At 65.0% G+C, this 22,728-nt stretch carries 20 protein-coding genes; 8 read left to right on the forward strand and 12 right to left on the reverse strand.

From position 1 onward, the window contains the following. Positions 1-22: 22 nt before the first annotated feature. The 4 genes from RBB42_RS21265 to RBB42_RS21280 all read right to left on the reverse strand — a co-directional run bounded on the left by RBB42_RS21265 (position 23) and on the right by RBB42_RS21280 (position 5,747). Positions 23-2,257, reverse strand: a complete 2,235-nt coding sequence (locus RBB42_RS21265; protein WP_305970095.1) for a hybrid sensor histidine kinase/response regulator — start codon at positions 2,255-2,257, stop codon at positions 23-25. Then, positions 2,242-3,426 (reverse strand): FIST N-terminal domain-containing protein, encoded by a 1,185-nt coding sequence (locus RBB42_RS21270; RefSeq protein ID WP_305970096.1) that lies wholly within the window; start codon positions 3,424-3,426, stop codon positions 2,242-2,244. The genes RBB42_RS21265 and RBB42_RS21270 overlap by 16 nt, the downstream gene beginning before the upstream one ends. A 41-nt stretch (positions 3,427-3,467) precedes the next feature. Then, positions 3,468-4,181, reverse strand: coding sequence for a response regulator (locus RBB42_RS21275; RefSeq protein WP_371931717.1), 714 nt, complete (start codon positions 4,179-4,181; stop codon positions 3,468-3,470). 132 nt (positions 4,182-4,313) lie between these two features. Beyond that, positions 4,314-5,747: a YfcC family protein gene (locus RBB42_RS21280; RefSeq protein ID WP_305970098.1), complete on the reverse strand. Its 1,434-nt coding sequence runs from the start codon at positions 5,745-5,747 to the stop codon at positions 4,314-4,316. Positions 5,748-5,918: 171 nt separating this feature from the next. Here RBB42_RS21280 and RBB42_RS21285 point away from each other — a divergent pair, with 171 nt between their 5' ends. After that, positions 5,919-6,575 (forward strand): GntR family transcriptional regulator, encoded by a 657-nt coding sequence (locus RBB42_RS21285; protein WP_305970099.1) that lies wholly within the window; start codon positions 5,919-5,921, stop codon positions 6,573-6,575. Positions 6,576-6,615: 40 nt separating this feature from the next. Here RBB42_RS21285 and RBB42_RS21290 read toward each other — a convergent pair whose 3' ends face one another. The 3 genes from RBB42_RS21290 to RBB42_RS21300 all read right to left on the reverse strand — a co-directional run bounded on the left by RBB42_RS21290 (position 6,616) and on the right by RBB42_RS21300 (position 10,108). After that, entirely contained in the window at positions 6,616-7,401 is a 786-nt protein-coding gene (locus RBB42_RS21290) for a TIGR00266 family protein (protein ID WP_305970100.1), read from the reverse strand. Between the two features lie 105 nt (positions 7,402-7,506). Then, complete coding sequence (locus RBB42_RS21295; RefSeq protein ID WP_305970101.1) at positions 7,507-8,205, reverse strand: 5-formyltetrahydrofolate cyclo-ligase; 699 nt, start codon at positions 8,203-8,205, stop codon at positions 7,507-7,509. 136 nt (positions 8,206-8,341) lie between these two features. Continuing rightward, positions 8,342-10,108 carry a PQQ-dependent methanol/ethanol family dehydrogenase gene (locus RBB42_RS21300; RefSeq protein WP_305970102.1) on the reverse strand — a complete coding sequence of 589 codons (1,767 nt, stop codon included), beginning with the start codon at positions 10,106-10,108 and terminating at the stop codon, positions 8,342-8,344. Positions 10,109-10,252: 144 nt separating this feature from the next. On the opposite strand from RBB42_RS21300, the gene RBB42_RS21305 reads away from it, so the two are divergent. Next, positions 10,253-10,426, forward strand: a complete 174-nt coding sequence (locus RBB42_RS21305; protein WP_305970103.1) for a hypothetical protein — start codon at positions 10,253-10,255, stop codon at positions 10,424-10,426. A gap of 182 nt (positions 10,427-10,608) precedes the next feature. On the opposite strand, the gene RBB42_RS21310 is transcribed toward RBB42_RS21305, so the two are convergent. From RBB42_RS21310 to RBB42_RS21320, 3 genes are all read right to left on the reverse strand, one after another. After that, positions 10,609-11,145 carry a tetratricopeptide repeat protein gene (locus RBB42_RS21310; RefSeq protein ID WP_305970104.1) on the reverse strand — a complete coding sequence of 179 codons (537 nt, stop codon included), beginning with the start codon at positions 11,143-11,145 and terminating at the stop codon, positions 10,609-10,611. 91 nt (positions 11,146-11,236) lie between these two features. Beyond that, on the reverse strand, positions 11,237-12,223 hold the full coding sequence (locus RBB42_RS21315) for a YVTN family beta-propeller repeat protein (RefSeq protein ID WP_371931718.1): 987 nt from the start codon (positions 12,221-12,223) through the stop codon (positions 11,237-11,239). An 8-nt stretch (positions 12,224-12,231) separates the two neighbouring features. Continuing rightward, positions 12,232-13,392: an ABC transporter substrate-binding protein gene (locus tag RBB42_RS21320; protein WP_305970105.1), complete on the reverse strand. Its 1,161-nt coding sequence runs from the start codon at positions 13,390-13,392 to the stop codon at positions 12,232-12,234. Positions 13,393-13,550: 158 nt separating this feature from the next. On the opposite strand from RBB42_RS21320, the gene pedF reads away from it, so the two are divergent. The 6 genes from pedF (at position 13,551) to RBB42_RS21350 (ending at position 19,576) form a co-directional block, all read left to right on the forward strand. After that, positions 13,551-14,234, forward strand: coding sequence for a cytochrome c-550 PedF (gene pedF, locus RBB42_RS21325; RefSeq protein WP_305970106.1), 684 nt, complete (start codon positions 13,551-13,553; stop codon positions 14,232-14,234). 1 nt (position 14,235) lies between these two features. Next, the gene (locus tag RBB42_RS21330; protein ID WP_305970107.1) at positions 14,236-15,141 is read left to right on the forward strand and encodes a substrate-binding periplasmic protein; all 906 of its coding nucleotides are present in this window, start codon (positions 14,236-14,238) and stop codon (positions 15,139-15,141) included. Positions 15,142-15,208: 67 nt separating this feature from the next. Next, positions 15,209-15,736: an SRPBCC family protein gene (locus RBB42_RS21335; protein ID WP_305970108.1), complete on the forward strand. Its 528-nt coding sequence runs from the start codon at positions 15,209-15,211 to the stop codon at positions 15,734-15,736. A 52-nt stretch (positions 15,737-15,788) separates the two neighbouring features. After that, positions 15,789-16,274 carry a (2Fe-2S)-binding protein gene (locus RBB42_RS21340; RefSeq protein ID WP_305970109.1) on the forward strand — a complete coding sequence of 162 codons (486 nt, stop codon included), beginning with the start codon at positions 15,789-15,791 and terminating at the stop codon, positions 16,272-16,274. A gap of 85 nt (positions 16,275-16,359) precedes the next feature. Then, the gene (locus tag RBB42_RS21345; protein WP_305970110.1) at positions 16,360-18,729 is read left to right on the forward strand and encodes a xanthine dehydrogenase family protein molybdopterin-binding subunit; all 2,370 of its coding nucleotides are present in this window, start codon (positions 16,360-16,362) and stop codon (positions 18,727-18,729) included. A gap of 55 nt (positions 18,730-18,784) precedes the next feature. Continuing rightward, positions 18,785-19,576, forward strand: a complete 792-nt coding sequence (locus RBB42_RS21350) for an FAD binding domain-containing protein (RefSeq protein WP_305970111.1) — start codon at positions 18,785-18,787, stop codon at positions 19,574-19,576. Positions 19,577-19,698: 122 nt separating this feature from the next. On the opposite strand, the gene RBB42_RS21355 is transcribed toward RBB42_RS21350, so the two are convergent. Both RBB42_RS21355 and RBB42_RS21360 read right to left on the reverse strand, forming a co-directional pair. Further along, complete coding sequence (locus RBB42_RS21355) at positions 19,699-20,586, reverse strand: FAD:protein FMN transferase (RefSeq protein WP_305970112.1); 888 nt, start codon at positions 20,584-20,586, stop codon at positions 19,699-19,701. Beyond that, positions 20,583-22,652: a 4Fe-4S binding protein gene (locus tag RBB42_RS21360; protein WP_305970113.1), complete on the reverse strand. Its 2,070-nt coding sequence runs from the start codon at positions 22,650-22,652 to the stop codon at positions 20,583-20,585. The genes RBB42_RS21355 and RBB42_RS21360 overlap by 4 nt, the downstream gene beginning before the upstream one ends. Positions 22,653-22,728: the final 76 nt, after the last annotated feature.

Consider the following 22,728-nt stretch of genomic DNA (forward strand, 5'->3'; position numbering starts at 1 on the left):
GCCTTGCGGTGATCCTGCCCGGTCAGGGCGGGGTCAGCGTGCCCCGCATGGTTGCGGAGTAAAGGAAATCCTCGAGATCCTCGGTGTCGATCGGCTTGGTCATCAGCACGGTCTGCGCCGCGTCGCACATCTGGCGCAGTTCGGTCGAGCGGTTGGCCGACATGAGGCGCGCGGGCAGGCCCGGATCGCGCGCCCGCAACTGCCGGACCAGCGCCAGCCCGTCCTGCCCCTCGCCAAGGTGGTAGTCCGCCAACAGGGCGTCCGGCAGGATGCCGATGTCATGCAGCAGTGCGCGCGCCTCCTCGACGCTGCCCGCATCCAGCACGCTGCCGCCCCAGCGTTCGATCAACAGGCCCAGCGCGTGGCGCAGTTCCTCGTCATTTTCCACCAGCAGCACGATCAATCCGCTGTCGCGCAGGCGTTGCCGAGCTGCCGGGCTCTTGCGGGGTACGGGCATCTCGTTCGGGCCGTTCACCCTTTGCGCGCTGAAGAAGAACCGCGTGCCGCGCCCAAGTTCAGAGGTCACACCAAGCGGATGGCGCAACTGCGCGCAGGCGCGTTCCACGATCGCCAGGCCAAGGCCCAGCCCCTCGTTCACGCTGCTCTTGCTGTCCAGACGCTCGAACTCGCGAAAGATCCGTTCCTGGTCGTCCTCGGCGATGCCGGGTCCGGTGTCCCAGACCTCGAAGCGGACCGTGTTGCCCTGCCGCCGCGCACCAACAAGCACACGGCCCTTTTCGGTATAGCGCACCGCGTTCGCGATCAGGTTCTGCAGGATGCGGCGCAGAAAGCCGGGATCGCTGGCCACGCTGCCAGAGGCGGGCACCACGCGCAGATCCAGCCCCTTGAGCGCGGCAAGGGGGGCGAACTCATCATGCAGTCGCTGCAAGAGCTGGTTCACCGAGACGGCGGTGATGTCCAGGCTGGCGGCGCCGGAATCCAGCTTGGAGATGTCCAGCAGGGCGTCGATGATCTTTTCGACGCTGTCCATCGCGCTCAGCGCCTTCGTCGCGTGTTCCTGCGCGGTGTCATCGCCACCACGCTCCGCGATCCCCGAGATGTAAAGCTTTGCCGCCGACAGAGGTTGCAGCAGGTCATGGCTGGCCGCCGCGACAAAGCGGGACTTGGACGCATTGGCCCGTTCCGCCGTGACCAGCGCGTCCTCCAGTTCCAGCGTGCGTTCCATCACCCGCCGTTCCAGCAGTTCGTTGGCCTCTTCCAGCGCCCGTGCCGCCTGGCGTTCGACCGAGACGTCGGTGAATGAGATCACGAAACCGCGGTCGGGCATTTCCTGCGCGAAGACGTCCAGCGTGATCCTGCTCTCGGCGCGGATCTCGAACCGCAAGGGTTGGCGGCCGCGGTCCTGGTGCGCCCATGCGCGCAGTTCCTCGGCGGTCATCACGTCGGCGTCAAAGCGGGTTTCTAGCTGTTCGATCAGCCGGTCGAAATCCACGCCAAGCCGCAGCGTGGCGATGGGCAGGGACAGCATTTCGCCGATCTTGTCGTTCCAGCCCACCAGCCGTGCGTCGCGGTCAAAGATGCAGACCCCCTGGTTGAGGTGGTCCAGGGTCGCCCGCAGCATGCGGGCCTGGCTGTCCAGCAGCTTGCCGCGTTCCTGCCGTTCCAGCCGCATGATGTCTGTCACGTCGGTCTGCAGAACCACGGTGCCGCCGTCCGGTGTGCGGTGTTCGCTGACCTGCAGCCAGCGATCCCAGATCAGGCGCACGTTGAAGATCGCGTGCCGGTCCTTGTGACGTTTCAGCCGCTGTTCGGCCCATTGCGCGGGGCTGACGATGTCGGGCAGTTGCAGGAACCGGCTTTCGCTGACCGCCTCGACATAATCGGCAAAGGGCAGACCTTCGGCCAGCCGCGGTTGCACGTCGTGCAGCGGCAGGCTGAACCGGCTGTTCCACATCACCAGCTTGTCGGCGCTGTCGAACAGGGCAAAACCCTCCTGCACCGCCTCGATCGCGTTGGCGAGATTCTTGCGGGCGTGTTCGGCCTCGTGCTTGGCGCGGGCCAGCGCGGCGTTGGACTGGTTCAGCAGGTCCAGCGTGTATTCCAGGTCGCGGGTGCGCTGGCGCACCTGGTCCTCCAGCATGGCGGCGCGTTCGAACTGGGCATAGGCGGCGCCGGATTGATCGGTGTCCTGTTCGACCCGGCGCATCAGCGCCTCGCTGATCTTGAGCAGCTTTTCGTTCTGGCGTTCCAGCGGGTCGTCGGGATTGATCAGGAAATGCGTCACGTCTCCCTGCATGGACCCTCCGGTGCATAGATCGCGACTCCGGTCATGGTCTGGTTGACATGCATCCCGTTGACCTGCTCGCCGTAGGTGGAAAACCCGGTGACCCTGTGCCGCGACAGCACATCGTCAAGGGGCCGTTTCAACTGCCGTTTTTCTGCCTCTATCCGGCGCAGAACGCAATCGCAGGCCAGGATTGCCTCGGGCTTTTGGGTCCGTGACAGTTCGCTCAGCTGCTGGTCCAGGTGATCGACGATATGGGCCGCATCGGCCAGGGTCAGCACAAGGCCCTCGTCGATGGCGGAAAAGAATTCCAGCGCGCCGCTCTCGGTCACGCGCTTGATGGCGCGGACATGGTGACTGCCGCCCAGGCGCACGACCATCGGGCTGTCGGCAAAGGTGAAGGTGTCGATCTGGTGCGGGTCCTTGCCCAGCAGTCGCCCAAGCTCCAGTGCTGCCGGTTCGGCGTTGATTTCGTGCACCAGCCGGCGTGACGGATCCGCGCGTGTCACCACCATGCGCAGGTCGGTGGGGGTGAAATGGTTGACGCTGAACACGCGCAACCGACAGGTGCTGCGCACCAGGGCCATGACAGCCGCCTTTTCGTGGCAGACGCCGTTCAGGGCGACGAAGGTATGTTCGAACCGCACGCCGTCCCCGGCAGATCCGCCGAAAAGCTGCGTCGGCCCCAGCCCGGCGGTCAGGGACGAGGCCAGCCGGTCTTCCTGCATCGACAGCCCGTCGACCATGAGAAAAGCGAATTCCTCGGTCATCTCGGGGGCGCGGGCACCCAGGTCGGCGCGGGCGCGGATGGTGCGCTGGGTCATCTCGTGGCTGGGCAGGTTTTCCAGGTCCTCGTACAGCAGGACCTCGGCCTCGAAACAGCGCTGGGGCAGGGCCATTGCCACCACCTGGTTCTCGACATAGCCAGCGCCCATCGCGATCTCTCCGGCGGTGGTGCAGGCCATGACCGGGGCATCGCCCAGTCTGGACTGCAGGCCTGTTACCAGCGTCTGGAATGGTGTCGCGGGGCTGCAAAAGATCATCACGACGGCAAAGGGGCCGTTGCCCAGCCCGTCGGCAAGCTGGTCGATCAGGTCGGGTGCGTCGCAATCGGCGCGGGCTGTCCGCAGAACGGCGTCTTTGTCGACACCCCCCTCGGACGGAGAGGCTGCTCCGTCCATCGGTTCTCCTCCCCAAATGTTCTGTCTTTATTCCGGACAGATTACGGAGTGTCCGGCTGTCTTGGCAAGAGGTTCGAAAAGCTGGCCTCGCCCGCGATCAGCACGGCCTGGGTGCGGCTCTGGACACCCAGCTTGCGCATGATGGCGGTGACATGCGCCTTGACGGTGGTTTCCGCGATCGACAGGTCATAGGCGATCTGCTTGTTCAGCTTGCCTTCGCAGATCAGTTGCAGGATGCGCGCCTGCTGGTTGGTCAGCGTCGACAGTCGCGACACCGCGTCGTCCCCGGACTCTGCCGGCTGCCCGGCATCGCCCACGTCGACGAACCCCTCGGGGACAAAAACCTCGTCCCGGGCCAGCGCGTCGAAGGCCTGGCGAAAGACTCCGCGCTGGCTGTGCTTGGGCACGAACCCCTTGGCGCCCGCGCGCATCACCGATGTCACCATCCGGTTGTCCGCCATCGACGAGACGACGACCACGGGGATCCCCCCGGCGGCGGTCTTGAGGCGGATCAGCCCGTCCAGCCCGTTCACGTCCGGCAGGTTGAGGTCCAACACGATGACATCCGGTTCCGCGCCTTCGCCCAGGGCGTCCAGCGCATCCTCAAGCAGGCTGGCAGTTTCGATCTCCTCGATCCCGGCCACGGTCTTGAGCGTCATGGCCAGCGCGTCGCAGAACAGCGGATGATCGTCCACGATCAGCGCAGAGGCGAAATGCCGTTGATGATCCGTATCGGGCAACGTTCTCCTCCCCATTGAACGCCGGTCTCTTGGTATACCTTACGATCCTAGCAAAGCGCCAGAGCCTCGGCACCTGTGCTAAGGTCTTAGGAGGATGTGCAGACGGCATGACCAGGGTCACGCCGTCAGATGGTCCTGCGTGCCGGTTCAACCGGTCCAGTTGGTCGCTTGGGCAAAGATCAGGAAGGCGATCGCAATGCCGATCCAGGTCACGAAGAGCGGCAGGAAGAACCGGATCCAGCGATCCCAGCCCACACCGGCCAGCGCGAGTGTCGCCATGAAATAGCCGGAAGTCGGGTAGAAGATGTTCGATAGTCCGTCACCCAACTGGTAGGCCAGCACCGCGTTCTGCCGTGTCACCCCGATCAGGTCCGAAAGCGGCGCCATGATCGGCATGGTCACAAGCGCCTGGCCGCTGCCCGACGGAATGACAAAGTTGAAACCGAGCTGCGACAGGAACATGCCCACCGCCGAAAGCGTGTCGGGAAAGCTGCCGACAAGGCCGCCAAGCCCGTGCACCAGCGTGTCCATCACCTGCCCCTGCTCGAACATCACCGCGACCGCCCGCGCCAGCCCGACGATGATCGCGCCCATCAGCACGTCGCGAAAGCCCTCGTTGAAGGCATCGCAGATGCGCGAGGTGTTCAGCCCGGCGACAAGGCCGACGGCCACGCCCATCAGGACAAACAGGCCCGCCATTTCCAGCATGAACCAGCCACGGGTCAGCACGCCCCAGACGAGGATCGCGAAAAAGCCCAGCGTGACCAGCCCGGCCAAGGACTGGCGCGGGGTAAAGCGCATCGGCTCGGACGAGAAATCGTGCTGGTAGGCGCCGCGCTTCGTCTCTTCGCGGGAATCCCCGGCCATCAGGCTGTCGTCGGGGTTGGCGCGGACACGGCGGGCGTAGCGGATCGTGTGCAGCATGGCCACGACCAGAAGAACGACAAAGAGCGTCGCGCGCAGGCCGGCACCGGAATACAGCGGGAGTTCGGCAATGGTCTGGCCCAGTCCGGTATTGATCGGGTTCAGGACACCGGCGGTGAAACCGGCTGTCGTTGCCAAAAGTGCGGTGGCGGCAGCGGTGATCGAATCGTACCCCAGTGCGATCATCAGCGGCAGGATCACCGGCACATAGACCAGGGCCAGTTCCTGTGTCCCGATCAACGAGGCCACGATTGCAAAGACCGTCATCAGCACGGGAAACATCAGCAGGCTGCGCGAGGAAAATCGCCGTGCGAGCTTGTCCACCGCCACGTCGATCAGGCCGGTCCGGCGCACCACCATGAACGTGCCGCCGATGATGAAGGTAAAGAAGACGACGGTGGCGGCATCCACCAGCCCGTTCGGGACAGCCAGCATGAACTGTTCCAGTCCCACGGGCGTGGCCGGAACCTCGCGATAGCTGGTCGGGTCGATGGCGCTGCGACCATTGGCAAGCGTCACCCGGTCATACAGACCAGCCGGAATGACATGGGTCAGCGCGGCGGCAATGGCCGTGAAGACGAAAAGGATGACGTAGATGTGCGGCATCCGGATACCGGGCGCCTCTGTCTCGTCCACTTCGGTGTTCTCGGCGGTCATTGTCTGGTCCTCCCTCGATCCTGCGGCGCGCCATGGCGCAAGGATCGCCTGATGTTGCAATAACTGACATGTTAGTTAAAATATTTTGTGTAATGCCATAAACGCTTTCAGAAGGGTCTGTTTGCAAATTTTTGAAAGCGGCGCCAAATATAAGGGAAAGCGGAGGAAAACATGACGGAGGCAGGCGGTGAAGCGCAGAGCAGACGTGCCTTTGGCGCCCTCATCGATGCGCTGAGACGTGGAGAGCTGCCGTCGAGCAGCTTTCATTCGATGCAGCAACTGGTGAGCGTTCTGGGGTTTCCGATCTCGTCGATTCGCGAAGCGGTCAAGCGGGCAGAGGCACAGGGTCTGGTCGAGATCCTGCCCAAACGCGGCATCCAGGTGATGTCGGCGGACCTCAACTCCACGCGCAACTGCATGGACATGCGCGCGACGCTGGACAAGGAAGGCGCGCGCCGCCTGCTGGCGCGCGAAAAGGGGCGTGACTGGTCTGGGCTGCGCGCGGCGCATGAGGCGCTTCTGGCGCGGGCACGGGCCGGGATCGGCGCCGCAGAGGCGGTAGACGCCATCGACGTCGACCTCAGCCTGCACGACGCGCTTGCCGAGGAACTCGACAATCCTCTGCTGCGGCAGTGCTACGCAGAGAACCGCACGCGCATCGCCATCATCCAGAACACGCGCCCCTTTCTCGCCGACCGCGTCGCCTCGGCGATGGAAGAGCACCTGGCCATCATTTCAGCGATCGAGGCCGGGGACGAAGCGGCGGCGATGAAGGCCATCGACCTCCATTTCGTGCAGACCCTGCGCTGGTGGGGCATCTACGGCTGAGCTGTCCCGCTTTTTGCGGCGGCGGTGCCGTAGGTGCGGATCACCTGTCGCCGAACATGTCGCCCAGCCCGCCCAGAACAGAGCCTTCGCCCTTGTTGCCGCCGGGACCCGCGGCGCGCAGAACGCGGTCCGCCAGTCGCGAGAAGGGCAGGCTTTGCAGGAACACGGTTCCCGGGCCGCGCAGGGTGGCCAGAAAGATCCCCTCGCCGCCGAAGACCATGCTCTTCAGGTTCCCGGCCCGTTCGATGTCATAGTGGACGCCGCTGGTCATCGCCGCCAGACAGCCGGTATCGACGCGCAGAACCTCGCCGGCCTGCAATTCGCGCCGGATGACGGTTCCGCCCACATGGATAAAGGCCATGCCGTCGCCGTTCAGACGCTGCAGGATGAAACCTTCGCCGCCGAAGAACCCGGCGCCCAGCCGACGCTGAAAGGCGATGTCGGTCGTCGTTCCGAAGGCTGCGCAGAGAAAGGCGTCCTTCTGGCAGATCAGCTCTCCGCCCATTTCGGCCATGTTCACCGGGATGATTTTGCCCGGGTAGGGCGCGGCAAAGGCGACGCGTTTCTTGCCCTGACCGGTGTTGGTGAAATGGGTCATGAAGATGGATTCGCCGGTCAGGACGCGCTTGCCGACGTTCAGAAGCGAATCCATGAACCCGGCGGACGGGCGGGCGCCATCGCCAAGACGGGTTTCAAAACCGATCCCGTCATCCATGTAGTTCATGGCCCCGGCCTCGGCGATCACGACCTCCGCAGGATCCAGCTCGACCTCGACGATCTGCATGTCATCGCCGAAAATCTCGTAGTCAACTTCATGGCACCGCATTTCAAACTGCCTTTCGAATATGGCCAAAGGGAATGGGCCGAAGGCTAGACCGGTCAGGCTGGCGAAGTCCAGAAGCCGCGCGACGGTTGCATCCGTTCGACCCGGTCAGGCGGAACGCTCGGCCGCTATGCCGTCTTCGGTCAGGATCAGGTTCAGCGGAATGTCGTGGGCTTGCGGATAGATCGTCCGCAGCTTGGCTGCCTGGAACCCGATGCCGACGGTAAAGGGGCAGGGTGTCAGCGCGGCCAATGTCCGGTCAAAGTAGCCGCCGCCATAGCCCAGTCGGAAACACCCCGCGTCCCAGCCCATGACGGGGGCCAGCGCGATTTCCGGTGTCAGCCGGTCCGCGTCCGGCGAGGGAACCGGGATGTTCCAATCCCCGCGCACCATGTCACAGCCCGGTGTCCAGCGGCGAAAGGCCAGTGGCGCGGCTTTTTCTTCGACGACCGGCAGTGCGACGATGCAACCGGCGTCATGCAGTTCCGCCATCACTGGGCGCAGGTCGGGTTCCCCCTTGATCGGCCAATAGGCGGAAACGACCCGCCCACGGGCGCCGCCGAAACGGTCTGAAAGCAGTTTTTGCAGGTGCTGGCACAGCGCCTGGCCGACCTGCTGCCGTTCATCGACCGAGAGCGCTTGCCGCGCGGCGCGCAAATGCCCGCGCTCGGCCCAGCGCCACCGGGCGACGTCGCTGCTCTGCACGGGGTCCGTTGCCAGCGGGTCGAAATAATCCGGCGCTATCTCCTGCGCCATACAGGGTGACGATGCGTACGGGCTGGAACTTTCCACGGTATCGTTGCTCATGTAAGACCTCCTTCCCACCCACCCATAGCGGATCGTGCGGCCTGACGCATGGTTCTTTGCGACAAGTCGCGCGCAGGGTTTCGAACAAAAAAGGGGCGCCCCGCAGGACGCCCCCTGTCAAACCCCAAGGGGTCGATTACTGCAGGCTGGCCAGTTCCTTGGGCAGCTTGAAGGTCCAGACGGTGCCGCCCTGGTTGAGGTAGTTCACCTTCTTGGCAACCTCGCCACCCCAGAGCGGAACAGCCCCGCCCCAGCCGGAGACGATCGAGACATATTGCTCGCCGTCCATCTCCCAGGTCACGGGTTGGCCCACGATGCCCGAGCCGGTCTGGAACTCCCAGAGAACTTCGCCGGTCTCGTCATCCAATGCGATGAACAGGCCCTCGGGCGTGCCGGTGAAGACAAGGCCGCCGCCGGTGGTCATCACGCCACCCCAAAGCGGTGCGTCGTTCTTGTATTCCCAGACCAGGTCGCCGGTATCCGGATCGATCGCCTTGAGCGAGCCGATGTGATCCTCGTAGTTCGGCTTGATGGTGAATCCTGCACCCAGGTAGGCCGCGCCCTTCTTGTAGGTGATCGGCTCATTCCAGATATCCATGCCCCATTCGTTGGAGGGCACGTAGAAGTTGCCGGTCTTCTGGCTGAAGGCCATCGGCATCCAGTTCTTGCCGCCAAGGAACGACGGCGAGGCAAAGATTACTTCACCCTTCTTGCCGTCTGCGGCCGCGCTGGGATCGCCGGGACGGTTGGCCTCGTTGAAGATCGGGCGGCCGTTCTCGTCGATGCCGTTGGCCCAGGTGATGTCCTTGACGAAGGGCGTGGCCGAGATGAATCCGCCGTCTTCGGCGTCCAGAACATAGAAATAGCCGTTCCGGTCGGCTGTGGCGAGGCGCATGTTGCCGTCGCGGTCGTTGTAGGCGACCACTTCATTAACGCCGTCATAATCCCAGCCTTCGCGCGGGGTGGTCTGGAAGTGCCACTTGATCTCGCCGGTCTTGGGGTCGATGCCGATGCGGCTTGCGGCATAGAGGTTGTCGCCCGAACCGTCGTTCTTTTGCCCGGCGTCGCGCAGCCAGCTGTTCCACGGTGCCGGGTTGCCCGCGCCAAAGATCAGCGTATCGGTGCGGGCGTCATAAGAGCCGCCCAGCCAGGTGGCGCCGCCGCCGGTTTTCCACATGTCGCCCGGCCAGGTCGCGTTCAGCTCTCCGGTCATGGTCGAGGGTTCGCCGTTCAGCATGCCCATGTGGCCTTCGATCACGGGACGTTCCCAGACCAGGTCGCCGTTCTCGACGTTGCGGGCCTGCACGGTGCCGACGATACCGAATTCACCGCCCGAGTTGCCGGTGATGACCAGCCCGTCGACGATCAGCGGTGCGGCAGTGTAGGAATAGCCGGCCTTGTAATCGGCGATCTTGTCGCGCCAGACGACATCGCCGGTATCCTTGTTCAGCGCCACGATGCGCGCGTCCAGCGTGCCGAAGATGATCATGTCGCCATAGATCGCGGCCCCCCGGTTGACCACGTCACAGCAGGGCAGGATTCCCTCGGGCAGGCGGGCGTCGTACTGCCACAGTTCGCGACCGGTCTTCAGGTCGATGGCATAAAGCCGCGAATAGGAGCCGGTGACATACATCACGCCGTCGTAGATGATCGGCTGGGCTTCCTGACCGCGCTGCTTTTCACCACCAAAGCTGAAGGCCCAGGCCGCCTGCAGGAACTTGACGTTGTCCTTGTTCAGCGTGTCCAGCGGGCTGTACCGCTGCAGGTGGCGGCCCATGCCGTTGGTCACGACCTGCGTCGTGATGGTCTGGTCGTCGGCCAGGTCGGCCTCTGTCACTTCTGCCGTGGCGGCTGTGCCGGTCAGCAGGATGCTGGCAGCGGCTGCCAGAATGAATCGGTTCATGAGATTTCCTCCCTTCATCGCCCAGGCGACGTGGATACACGCGCCCCTCTCCCGGACGCCGCCAACAGTATTCAGGGAAGCCGCGTGGCGAGGTATTGCACAATGGTCGTACGACCGTGGCGCGGTTGACAGGATCCCGGAAACATGACCCGCACAGGGTCGGCCAAGGTCCCGCAGATCCCGCTGACACCAAGACCAAGGGCGGCGCCGCGGGCCGCGCTTTCGTTCCGCGATGGGGCAGGGATCAATCCCGAAGTCGCGCCGCCGTCCCGGGTGGTGATGCTGCCGATCACGGGCAAATACCATCCGCTGCATTGATCGTATTCCTGCGCCTGCGTGGGCTTGTCATGGTCAGGACCACGGCATCAGGCCGTCCTCGAACGTGCCGCGGGGCAGTTGCCACGGAACATCCCGGCTCGCCCGGCCCCCCGAAGGGGCGAGACCCGAGGCCGCAAGGGGTCCTCCTCGATCCGGCGCTTTGCGGGATGACCGGCGCAGGTTCAGAAGAGCGGCGCGTATTTCCAGTTGTCCGCGTCGGGAGTAACCTCGTCCAGGTCATAGTTCGCATCCTGAAGCCGCCGGGCCACGGGCAGTCCCGCCTGTGCGGCGCGATCCACCATCGCCCGGCCCGCGGCCTCGTCCCGGGCGACGCCGTGCCCGCGGATCAGCGCCAGACCGTAGTTGAACTGGCCCACCGGATCGCCCGCCTCGGCGGCCCGTCGGTCCCATTCGGCGGCGGCATCGGGGTCATAGTCGCCGCCGAGGCCGTTATTCTGCAACTGGCCCATCCAGGTCATCGCGGCCGTGTAGCCGCCCTTTTCGGCACAGAGCCGAAAGATCTCGCGTGCGTCGGCGTGATCGCCCTTCTTGGTGAAGTGATAGCCAGAGGCGCAGGTGGTCATGTCGGCCTGTCCGCGACGGATGTTGTCGATCACCCGGTCCATGCCCATCTCGGGCGGGTTGAGGGTGCCCAGGTCTTCCTCGGCCAAGGCGGGTGCGGCAATCGCGGTGCAGATCGCCAGGACGGTCATGCGCATGGCATTCTCCTTTCGCGGCATCGCGACGGGATCCACCGCGATGCGACTAATCTAGCGTGTCGGGCCGGAGCGACCAACTGCAAGCTGCGGGTCAGGGGCGCAGCGCGGCCCCCCAGGGGAAGCGGCCTACCTTGATGGTCTTGATCGCCTCACGCTTGGCCACGTCGATCACTGTCACGTCGCCGGACACACCGTTCGTGGTGAACAGCAGCGACTTGTCGCTGTTGAAGGCCATGTGCCAGACGCGGCGCCCGACCAGGATGTATTTCTCGACCTCGAATGTCTCGGCGTTGACGACGGCGACATGGTTGGACGGCCCAAGGGCGACAAAGGCGGTCTTTTCCTCGCCGTCGAATTCGAACCCGACGGGCTGGACCCGGTCCGGGTGCACGCCCTTGACGGCAAAGTCGATCTTGGCCAGTTCGGCCTTCGACTCAACGTCAAAGATGCTGACCGTGCCGCCGATTTCCGCAGAGACCCAGAGCTGGGTCCCTCCGGCGGCGAATTCCGCGTGGCGGGGCCGCGAATCGACCAGCGTGTTGGCGACCAGCTCGCGGGTTTCCGTGTCGATCCAATGCGCCATGTTGGTGGTTTCCGAGGTGGTGATGGCATAGCGCCCGTCGGGCGAAACGGCCATGCCCTCGGGTTCGATGCCCACGTCGATCTGGGCCACCACGGTGCGGCTCACCACGTCGACGACGGTGGTGATCGCGTCATCCTCGTTGGCAATGTAGAGATGCCGGTTGTCCGGGTGCAGGACGAATTGTTCCGGATCTTCGCCCGAGGGCAGGTCGAACAGGATCTCGCCGGTGGCCGGGTCCATGACCTGCACCGTGTCGCTGTCCGAGGCGCAGATGTAGACCACCTTGTGGTCGTGGCTGAAGGTGATTCCGCGCGGGCGTTCGCCGGTCGGGATGGTGCGCACCACCTCGAGCGTGGCGACGTCGATCACGCTGATGGTGTCGTCCTTTTCGTTGGTGATCCAGATTTCCTCGGCGGCGACGGGGGGGGCCAGCAGACATGCGGCGAGGCCCGCGGTGAGGGTCTTGCGAGTATTTTCAGAGAGAAGAAACATCATGTCGGTCCTCAGTTTCCGAACGCCATACAATCGGACTCGGGGGCGTCGCGGCCCAGTGTGTCGAGTTCGTTGACCTGGTGGAGAAAGCCTTCGAGCGGGGCCTGCGCCACCAAAGCGCGTTGCGTGACCAGAGGGATCGGCTGGCGCAGCTGACCGTTCCAGTCGCGGAAGGACAGCGGGCGGCCCTTGAAGCCGGCCAGTTCGAAGTCGGGGCCCAGCAGGTAGGCGCGCAGGATTGCGGTGTCGGCGGCGCCGGTGCGGGTGACGGCCTCGCCAATGGCACGCACGGCGGCCCAGGCGGCGTAGTCGCGCGATTGCATCGGGCGCGCGGCCAGGTCCGTGAATCGCGATTGCAGCTGTGCCGCGCCCCATTGCTCCACCACCGGCGCCCAGGCAACGGGCACCAGCCCCTCGGAGCCGGCGACAGGGCGGGGCGTCCAGGTATTGTAGGCGATGTAGCGTCCGAAATCCTGGATCTCGTCCGCGATCAGCAGGACGTCATGCGCCTTGAGGTCCTGAGTGAAGAGCGGCACCTCCTGGCTGGCGTTGCGGCGCATGTCGGCGTCGAAGGCCCAGGTCTTTTCCGAGCTCAGGCGCATTCCGAACTTGGCCAGGCTGGCGCGCATCGCGTCGCCGAAGGCGATGTCATCCGGGTGGGTGCCGGTGATCATCGCCAGGTCGTCCCAGCGGCGGCTCAGCAGGAACTGCGCGAGAGCATCGGTGCGCATGGCATTGCTGGGCAGGGTGTGCAGCAGGTTTGCCCGGCAGTCGGCACCGCGCAGGCGGTCGTCGGGTGCGGTGCTGTTGAAGATCAGCGCGCCCGCGGCCTCGGGCAGGTCTGCCAGCGCCAGCGCCGCATCGGCGGGGGCGTCCAGCACGATCAGGTCGGTGGTCGCCAGCGCGGCGCGCGCCGCCTCTGCAAGATCGCCGCCGATGGGCACCTCCGTCACCTCCAGCGCCCAGGTCTGACCCATGAACCGGCCGGTCGTGGCATTGTCGGCGAGGCCCAGCTCGGCGCCCTTCAGGCCAAGGTCTTGGGGAATCGGATCGAGGTTGGACAGGACGGGGGGCTGTTCGACCTCTTGCCGGAGGTAGTGAATCGTAACGGACACATCGGCAACAGCAGCCGACGTGCCAAGGCACAAGGCCAGAGCCAGGCGCAGCAACATCGTGAAATCCTCCCTTTGCCAAGAGAGTAGGCACCGCATCTGGCAGCGGAATAGGACCTTGGTCGCGGTTCCGCGTGGCTTGGGACTTAGGTCCAATAGCTTCGGTGCGAGACGGCCCCCTAAGAAAAGGGCAATCTCACCGAGGAGGAAACACGCACATGACCCGCAAGACCACTGCACTGAGCCTGGCCTTGATGTTCGGCGCCACGATGGCGCTGTCGCATGGGGACGTTGCCCCGCAGCCCGTCAATACCGACGCCCTGCCCGATGTGGGCGAGGAATGGCTGATCGAGAACCCCTACCGCGACCAGGGAGACGAGGTCTACTGGACGGCCGTCGAGATCGGCGCATCCGGTTACAACCAGAACTGCGCACGCTGCCACGGGCTTGAGGTGATCTCGGGCGGGCTGGCACCCGATCTGCGCTTTCTCGAGGCCGAGGAGTACGGCGACGAATGGTACATGGAACGGTTCATCCACGGTTACACCCAGAACGGCACCACCAAGATGCCGGCCTTTGGCGAGCTCCTGGGCCAGAAGGCGGCCTGGGCGATCCGCACCTATATCGAGGCGCGCCCCGACGATGAGCAGATGGCGGAACTGACGCCCGAGCTGAAGGTCCTGCGCGATCAGCTGGCCGCCTGGTCCGAGGATGCCTCGGGCGCCGATCCGGATGCCATGAAGGCCAAGCTGGACGAGATCGCGTCCGGCATCGAGACGCTCAGCGGCGCGCCCGTGGCCGACAGCGCGGCCTACCGGGCGTCGGCGCTGATCGACGGCACCGCCGAGGGTTATCGCAAGGCGGCCGAGGCGTTGACCATCGGCCTGTCGGCGGCGCACTGACATGATTGCAGCGCGCCCCTTGCTGAAACTGTGCCTGGTGGCCGGCCTTTGGGCCGGCATCGCGGGCGCCGTCGAGGCGCGCTGCGAGGACTGGGTGCCGCAACCGAAACCCCAGAACGCCAGTCGCGACATTGTTGGTCAGGACATCGACCAGATCATGGAGCGCGGCTGGATCGAATTTGCCGTCTACGAGGATTACCCGCCCTATTCCTACGAAGAAAACGGCAAGCCGCGTGGTGTCGACATCGAGATCGGGCGCCTGATCGCCGAGGATCTCGGTGTCGCACCGCGCTTCAAGTTCGTGTCGGCGGGTGAGAACCTGGACGCCGACTTGCGCAACTACCTGTGGAAGGGGCCGGTGGTGGGCGGTGCCGTGTCCAACGTGATGCTGCGCGTGCCTTATGACAGTGCCTTTACCTGCCGCGTGGAGCAGGTGGCCTTTACCGGCCAGTACCAGACCGAGGGGATCGCCATAGCCTATGACAAGGCGGCCTACCCCGAGGAAAAACCCGTTCCGGCCTATTTCCGCTTTGATACGGTGGCGGTGGAAAACGACTCGATTGCCGATTTCTACCTGACCTCGCTGGCGGGCGGTCAACTAAATGCCAATATCCGGCGATTCCCGACCACCGCGGAGGCAATGGCGGCGCTGGCGGCGGGCGAGGTGAAGGCGGCGATGGGTCCGATGGCCCAGCTGGAATACGGCCTGACAGAGGACCTGGCCGTGCACCAGCCGCCCTTGCCGGGCTTCTCTGTGGGCAAGTGGACCATCGGATTGGGTGTAAATTTCCGTTATCGCCCGCTAGGTTACGCGGTGGACGATGCGATCTACGCGGCGCTCGACGATGGGCGCATCGCGGCGATTTTCGAAAGCTACGGGTTGAGTTTCACGCCACCTGAGCGTTGAGTGACCCGTAGGGAGCACAGGAACGAGGCAGCCCACGGGCGTCCGTCAGAAGGAAGAGGGTTGAGAGATGCAGATGAGTGACAGCCGCGAGATCGCGGCCCCCCGCGACGTGGTATGGCAAGCGATCCTCGATCCCGAGGTTCTGAAGGCCTGCGTGCCCGGTTGCACCGAGATGACAGGATCGGCGGAGGAAGGCTTTGAGGCGACCGTGGTGCAGAAGGTCGGCCCGGTGAAGGCGACCTTCAAGGGCCAGGTCACGCTGGCCGACATGGACAAGCCGAACTCTGTCACGCTGAACGGCGAAGGCAAGGGCGGCGCCGCCGGGTTCGCCAAGGGCGGCGCCAAGGTCGACCTGGAAGAGACCGCGGACGGCGGCACCCTGCTCAGCTACGAGGTCGAAGCCAAGGTCGGCGGCAAGCTGGCGCAGCTGGGCAGCCGGATCATCGACGGTTTCGCCAAGAAGATGGCCGACCAGTTTTTCCAGAACTTCCAGGACGCGGTCGAGGGCCCGTCCGATCCGGACGACGCGGAACCCGGCGCGGATGGCGACGAGAACCACAAGAAAGGCTGGTTCAAGCGGCTCGTGAAGGGCTGAACCGGCGACATCGAGATACCCAGACACGACATTTTATCCAGGGAGGATAGCGATGGCAGAAGTAACGATGACGGTGAACGGGAAATCCGTCACCAAGTCGGTCAAGGGCAACACGCTGATGACCGAATTCCTGCGCGACGAACTGCGGCTGACCGGCACGCATGTCGGCTGTGACACCTCGCAGTGCGGCGCATGCAACATCCACGTCAACGGCAACCTCGTGAAGGCCTGCACCATGTTCGCGGGCGAAGCGGATGGCGCCGAGATCTCGACCATCGAGGGCCAGGCCAACGCGGACGGTTCGCTGAACGTGATCCAGCAGGCCTTCCAGGACCATCACGGCCTGCAATGCGGGTTCTGCACCCCGGGCATGGTCATGGCGGCGGCTTCGCTGCTCAAAGAGAACCCCAAACCGACCGAGGCCGAGGTGCGTGACTACCTCGAAGGCAACATCTGCCGCTGCACCGGCTACCACAACATCGTCAAGGCGATCCTGGCCGCATCCGGACAGGATGTTTCGGGCATCGCTGCCGAGTGAATTGACCCCGTGGCAGGATGACCTGCCGCGCAACCGATTTCCGCAAGGTGGGTCATCGGCCCATCGACTCTAGGGAGGAATCCACATGCCCAAGGATCATGGCATTGGAGCAAGCCAGAAACGGCGCGAAGACGTCCGCTTTCTGACCGGCGCCGGCAATTACACCGACGATATCAATCTGCACGGACAGGCCTATGTCTATTTCCTGCGTTCCGACATGGCGCATGGCAAGATCAACAAGGTCGACACCGAAGAGGCATCCCAGATGCCGGGCGTCGTGCGCATCTTCACCGGCGCCGATTTCGAGGGGATCGGCGGTCTGCCTTGCGGCTGGCAGGTGACTGACAAGAACGGCGACCCGATGAAGGAACCGGCCCACCCGGTTCTGGCCCAGGGCAAGGTCCGTCACGTCGGTGACCCGGTCGCCGCCGTCGTGGCCGACAGTCTCGAAGAGGCGCGCACCGCCGCCGAGGCCATCGAGCTGGACATCGAGGAACTGCCGGCGGTCGTCGACATGAAGGCCGCGCTGGCCGATGGCGCCACCAAGGTGCATGACGATCTGTCGGACAACCTCTGCTATGACTGGCAGTTCGGCACCGACACGGAAGCCACCGACAAGGCCTTTGCCGAGGCGGCGCACGTGACCACGCTGGAGCTGGTCAACAACCGCCTGGTGGCCAACCCGATGGAGCCGCGCGTGGCCGTGGGCGACTATTCCCGCGCCAATGACGAATCGACGCTCTACACCACCTCGCAGAACCCGCATGTGATCCGCCTGCTGATGGGCGCCTTCGTCCTGGGCATCCCGGAACACAAGCTGCGCGTCGTGGCGCCCGACGTGGGTGGCGGTTTCGGCACCAAGATCTTCCACTACGCCGAAGAGGCTTTCTGCACCTTCGCGGCCCGGCAGATCAATCGCCCGGTGAAATGGACCTCGTCACGATCCGAGGCGTTCATGTCGGACGCGCATGGCCGTGACCACGTCACCAAGATCGAACTGGCGCTGGACGCGGACAACAACTTTACCGCCGTGCGCACCGACACCTATGCCAACATGGGCGCCTACCTGTCGACCTTCTCGTCCTCGGTGCCGACCTGGCTGCACGGGACGCTGATGGCCGGCAACTACAAGACGCCCGCCGTGCAGGTGAACGTCAAGGCGGTCTTTACCAACACGGTCCCGGTGGACGCCTACCGCGGCGCCGGCCGCCCCGAGGCGACCTTTCAGCTGGAGCGCGTGATCGACAAGGCCGCGCGTGAGCTGGGCGTCGATCCGATCGCGTTGCGTCGTCAGAACTTCATCACCCAGTTCCCTTACGAGACCCCCGTTGCGGTGGCCTATGACACCGGGGACTACGAGGCCACGATGGCCAAGATGGAAGAGCTGATGGACATCCCCGGCTTCCCCGAGCGCCGCAAGGCATCGGAGGCCAAGGGCAAGCTGCGCGGCCTGGGTGTCAACTGCTTCATCGAGGCCTGCGGTATCGCGCCCTCGAACCTTGTGGGGCAGCTTGGCGCGCGTGCGGGTCTGTATGACGCGGCGACCGTGCGGGTGAATGCCACCGGCTCGATCAGCGTCATGGTCGGCGCACACAGCCACGGCCAGGGCCACGAAACCGCCTTCCCGCAGGTGGTCGCGGAAATGCTGGGCATCGACGAATCGATGGTCGACATCGTGCATGGCGACACCAGCAAGATCCCCTTCGGCATGGGCACCTACGGCTCGCGCTCGATCGCGGTCTGCGGCTCTGCCATGGTCCGCGCGACGGAAAAGATCATCAACAAGGCCAAGAAGATCGCCGCCCACCTGCTCGAAGCCGCGGAAACGGACATCGAGCTGAAGGACGGCCAGTTCTCGGTCGCGGGCACGGATAAATCCGTGGCCTGGGGTGATGTGACGCTGGCCGCCTATGTGCCGCACAACTACCCGCTCGAGGATATCGAGCCGGGGCTGGAGGAAACCGCCTTCTACGATCCCTCGAACTTCACCTACCCGGCGGGCGCCTATGCCTGCGAGGTCGAGCTTGACCCCGAGACCGGCGAAGTGACCATCGAGAAGTTCGTTTCGGCGGATGATTTCGGCAACGTCATCAACCCGATGATCGTCGAAGGACAGGTGCATGGCGGCATCGCCCAGGGCATCGGCCAGGCGCTGTTGGAAAACTGCGCCTACGACGAGAACGGCCAGCTGCTGAGCGCGTCCTACATGGATTACGCGATGCCGCGCGCCGACGACCTGCCGCACATGGCGAACTATACCGTGGACCACTCCTGCCAGACGCCCTGCACGCACAACCCGTTGGGTGTGAAGGGCTGCGGCGAGGCCGGGGCCATCGGCTCGCCGCCGACGGTCGTCAATGCGGTCATCGACGCGCTGCAGTCCGGCGGTCACAAGGTCGAGCACATCGACATGCCCGTGTCGCCCTCGCGCGTCTGGGCGGCGATGAACGGATAATCCCTGCCCCCGGCCCTGCATCCAGGGCCGGGGGAGATCAACAGGAGGATAAGAGATGTATTCATTCGACATGGTACGGCCCACCAGCGTGGCCGATGCGGTTTCGGCCCTGGGCCAGGACGAGGCGCAGGCCCTTGGCGGCGGCCAGACCCTGATCCCGACCCTGAAACAGCGCCTGGCGATGCCGTCCGTGCTGGTCAGCCTGTCCGGCATCGACGAGTTGAAGGGCGTCTGCCGCGAGGACAACGGCGACCTGTCCATCGGCGGTGGCACCACCCATGCCACCGTCGCGGCCGAAGCGGCGGCGCACTACCCTGGTCTGGCCAGCCTCGCCGGCGGCATCGGGGATCCGGCGGTCCGCAACCGCGGTACCATCGGCGGATCGCTGGCCAACAACGACCCTTCCGCCTGCTACCCGGCGGCGGCGCTGGGTTCGGGGGCGACCATCGTGACCAACACCCGCGAGATCGCGGCGGACGACTATTTCCAGGGCATGTTCACCACCGCCCTCGAAGAGGGTGAGATCATCACCTCGGTCCGTTTCCCGGTGCCGGAGGCGGCCGGTTACGCCAAGTTTGAACAGCCCGCATCGCGCTTTGCGCTGACGGCTGTCTACGTGGCCAAATACGCCGACGGCGTGCGTGTCGCGGTCACGGGCGCGTCGGAAAACGGCGTCTTCCGCTGGACCGAGGCGGAACAGGCGCTGTCGTCCAACTTCTCGCCTGACGCTGTAGCCGGCCTGTCGGTGCCCGCCGATGGCATGATCTCGGACCTGCACGGCACGGCGGCCTATCGTGCCCACCTGGTTGGCGTGATGACCAAGCGTGCGGTTGCCGCGGCCAGCTGAGCCAGCTGCAACACTTTCGAACCCCCGGTCCTTGGCCGGGGGTTTTTTGATGCCAGGTGTTTCTTTGGGCCAAAAATACCTCCGGGGGAGTCGACCGAAGGGAGACGGGGGCAGCGCCCCCGCTACACCGTCCGCAGGTTGCCCTCGGCATCGACCAGCAGCACCCGGATCTCCCCGGGCGCCTCTGCCTTGACCCGCTGCACCTCTGCTTGGTCGGCAAAGACCAGCGCCGTGGACAACCCGTCGGCCAACGCGGCAGAGCCTGCCTCGACGCTCACCGTCGACCAGCGCGGTGCGGCCTCTTCCAGCGGGTCCAGGATATGGCCCATGTCGCCCAGCATCAGGGCCGAGGGGCTGGAGGTCGCTATGGCCCGGTTCGTCAGATCGCGCGTCGTGACAAGGCCCGCGTCGGGATCCAGGATCCCGACCGTCCACGGACCGCCCAGCCCGCGCATCTCACCGATCTGCACCAGCGCGTTTTCAAAGCCGTGTTCCTCCAGCACCCCGGTCACCAGGTCGGTGGCAAAGCCCTGTGCGACGCCGTTCAGGGTCAGGGCCTGACCCGGCGCCAGTGCGATCCGGTCGGTAGAGGCGCGGACGCGCTGCCAGCCGATGGCCTGCCGTGCCGCCGTGGCGTCGCCGCCACGAGCCAGCGCCTGCCAAAGCGGCTGCACTGTCGGGTCAAACCGGCCCCGCGTCATCCGGTGCAGCTCGCCCACCAGTCCCATTAGAAAATGCATGTTCGGCGAGGGCCGGACCAGAACACCGTCTCGATTCAGCCGGGACAGGGCCGACGCGGGATCGTACAGGCTGAACTCCGCCTCGATCTCTTGCAGCAGGGTGGTGCAGGCGGTCAATGCGGCCTCGGTCCACCCGGCCGGGCCGTGCAGCGTGATCGACACCTCGGCGCCCAGCGCCTGCCCGGTCCAGCGCCGTTCTTCGGCGGCCAGCCTCCGGGGGGCAAGCGTCATCGCCGCGCTGATGCTCAGGAAACGCCGCCGGGATATCATGCCGCCCTCTTCCTTTCGCGCGCCTTCAGCACCAATGGCACGCATTGCGCGGTATCGTCATGGATCTTCACGCAATCGAGGCAACCAAAGCACTCGGTATAGTCGATCTGGCCCGATCTTGGTATCGCCTGATACTTGCACCGGACGGAACATAGCTGACAGGGGCTGCCGCATTCCGCCCGTCGCGCGATCCAGTCGCGCCCCCGCAGCAACCCGGCCAATGCAATCAGTGCGCCCAGCGGACAAAGATAGCGGCAGAACCCCTTGAAGATGAGCGCAGACAGCACCAGCAAGCCCACCGCATAGGCCACATAGTACCATTCGCGGATGAAATAGGTGGTCACGGCGGTCTTGAAGGGCTCCACCTCTGCCGCCGTGTCCAGCGCACCGGGGGCCACGAAAACCAGCGCCACCAGACCCGCCAGTACAAGGTATTTCACCCGTTTCAGCCGGCTGTCCCAGCGTGCGGGCACCGTCACCTCGGGCAGGCGCAGCAATCGGCCAAGGTGATGGGCAAATTCCTGCATGGCCCCAAACGGACACAGCCAGCCACAGAACAGCGCCCGCCCCCAGAGGACAAACCCGAGGATCGCCGCCGCCCAGACAAGCAGCGAAAACGGATCGTAGAGGAGAAAGGCGTAACTTCCGCCCTCCCAGGCGGTTCGGATCACCCCGATCACCGTCACGATGGACAGTTGTCCCTGTCCCCACCAGCCGACAAAGCCCGTCATGACCGCAAGGATGCCCAGCCGAACCGGCGTGAACATGGTCAGCCCGGCCAGAGCGGACTGCCGCCAGAACAGCACCGGCAAAAGCACCGCCAGCCCCAGCGCCAGGGCGATCAGGTCCGCCTGCCGCTCGCGCAGCGCCGCCCGCCAGGGAGGCAGCGAGCGGGGCGCCTCGGCGCGGGCAAAGAACCGGGCGTCCGTCGACTGGGTCGAGGAGAGCGTCACGCTACCCACCTGCGGCATGAAGGAGCCGTGTTCGCGTACCGCCTCGACATGCAGGGTCCAGGGTTCTGTCGGGTCAAAGCCCAGCCGCCGGTCGGTGCGCAGGATCATTGCCGTGCCCTCTTGAAGGGCGTCAGGCAAGTCGTCGCGCAGGGAAAACAGCAAGTCGCTGTCGCGCAGGGCCACCGGCAGGCCGAATTGCTCCGCGCTGACAAGGTCGGGCGCGGTGTTGCGCACGAACTCCTCCGTGATCAGCCCATGCCGCCCGGTCTCGACCAACAGGATCGGTTCGGCATGGTCCGAAATCGTCAGGAAAGCCTGCAATTCGGCCAGTGAGTCCGCGTCCAGCACCGCCCGAGCGATCGAGGGCGGGCCGATATCCACGATCCAGAGATCCAGGTAGGCGCCGTCGGGATCGTCCTGTGCCACCGGATCGTCATCTTCCCAGAGCGTTCCGGCAAAGGCGGCGTTCACCTCGGCATTGCTCACACGGTGGCGGGTCGCCAGCCCCTGCGCCACAAGGTCGTCCCAGGTCAGGGCCTCATCCACCGCGAGATCGGGGTAGGCGGGCGGGCCGTTGGACACGCCCTGCATCTTTTCCCGCGCCACCTGCAAGGTCGCGGCAAGGATGGATTCATGCGCGATCCGCACGCTGGCCGTCGCCTTTGTCACCCCGTCCAGGTAGACCAGCGCGCTGCTGCCCTGAGTTTCGCCATAGGGGGTTCCGACGACCATAGGCGCAGAGATCGAATGCCCCCGGTATTGGGTAAAGAACTGTTCAAAGGCGGCCTGCCCCAGACCAGAGACGAAAATCGGCTCGTTATGGTCAAGCAGCTGGACATCGACGAACCGGCCTTCGAGGTCCAGCATCACCAGGACGTTGATCGCGGCACCGGAAAAGCCGGGCAGGGGGGCCAGGGGCTCGGTCTCGAAAACGTAGCCGGCGGTCTGTCCGCCCGCGTTTTCCAGCGTCCAGACACCCTTGTCGTTGACCGGCTCGCCCAGAAGAAAGGGGGGGATGACCCGTTCTGCCAGCGCCTCGCGGCTCAGCATCTCTGCCCGGACGGTGCCGGTCAGCAGGCAGAAACAGGCCAGGATGCAGAGGATCGCGCGCATGGACGAGACCCTAGGCCCGGCCCGGGCGCGTCCCTATGCGACCTTGGTCCCATGAGGCGGGCCTGACGCAATGGTG

Origin of the sequence: Mameliella sp. MMSF_3455, from assembly GCF_030733205.1 — a bacterium.
In the GTDB taxonomy this organism is placed as follows: Bacteria; Pseudomonadota; Alphaproteobacteria; order Rhodobacterales; family Rhodobacteraceae; genus Antarctobacter.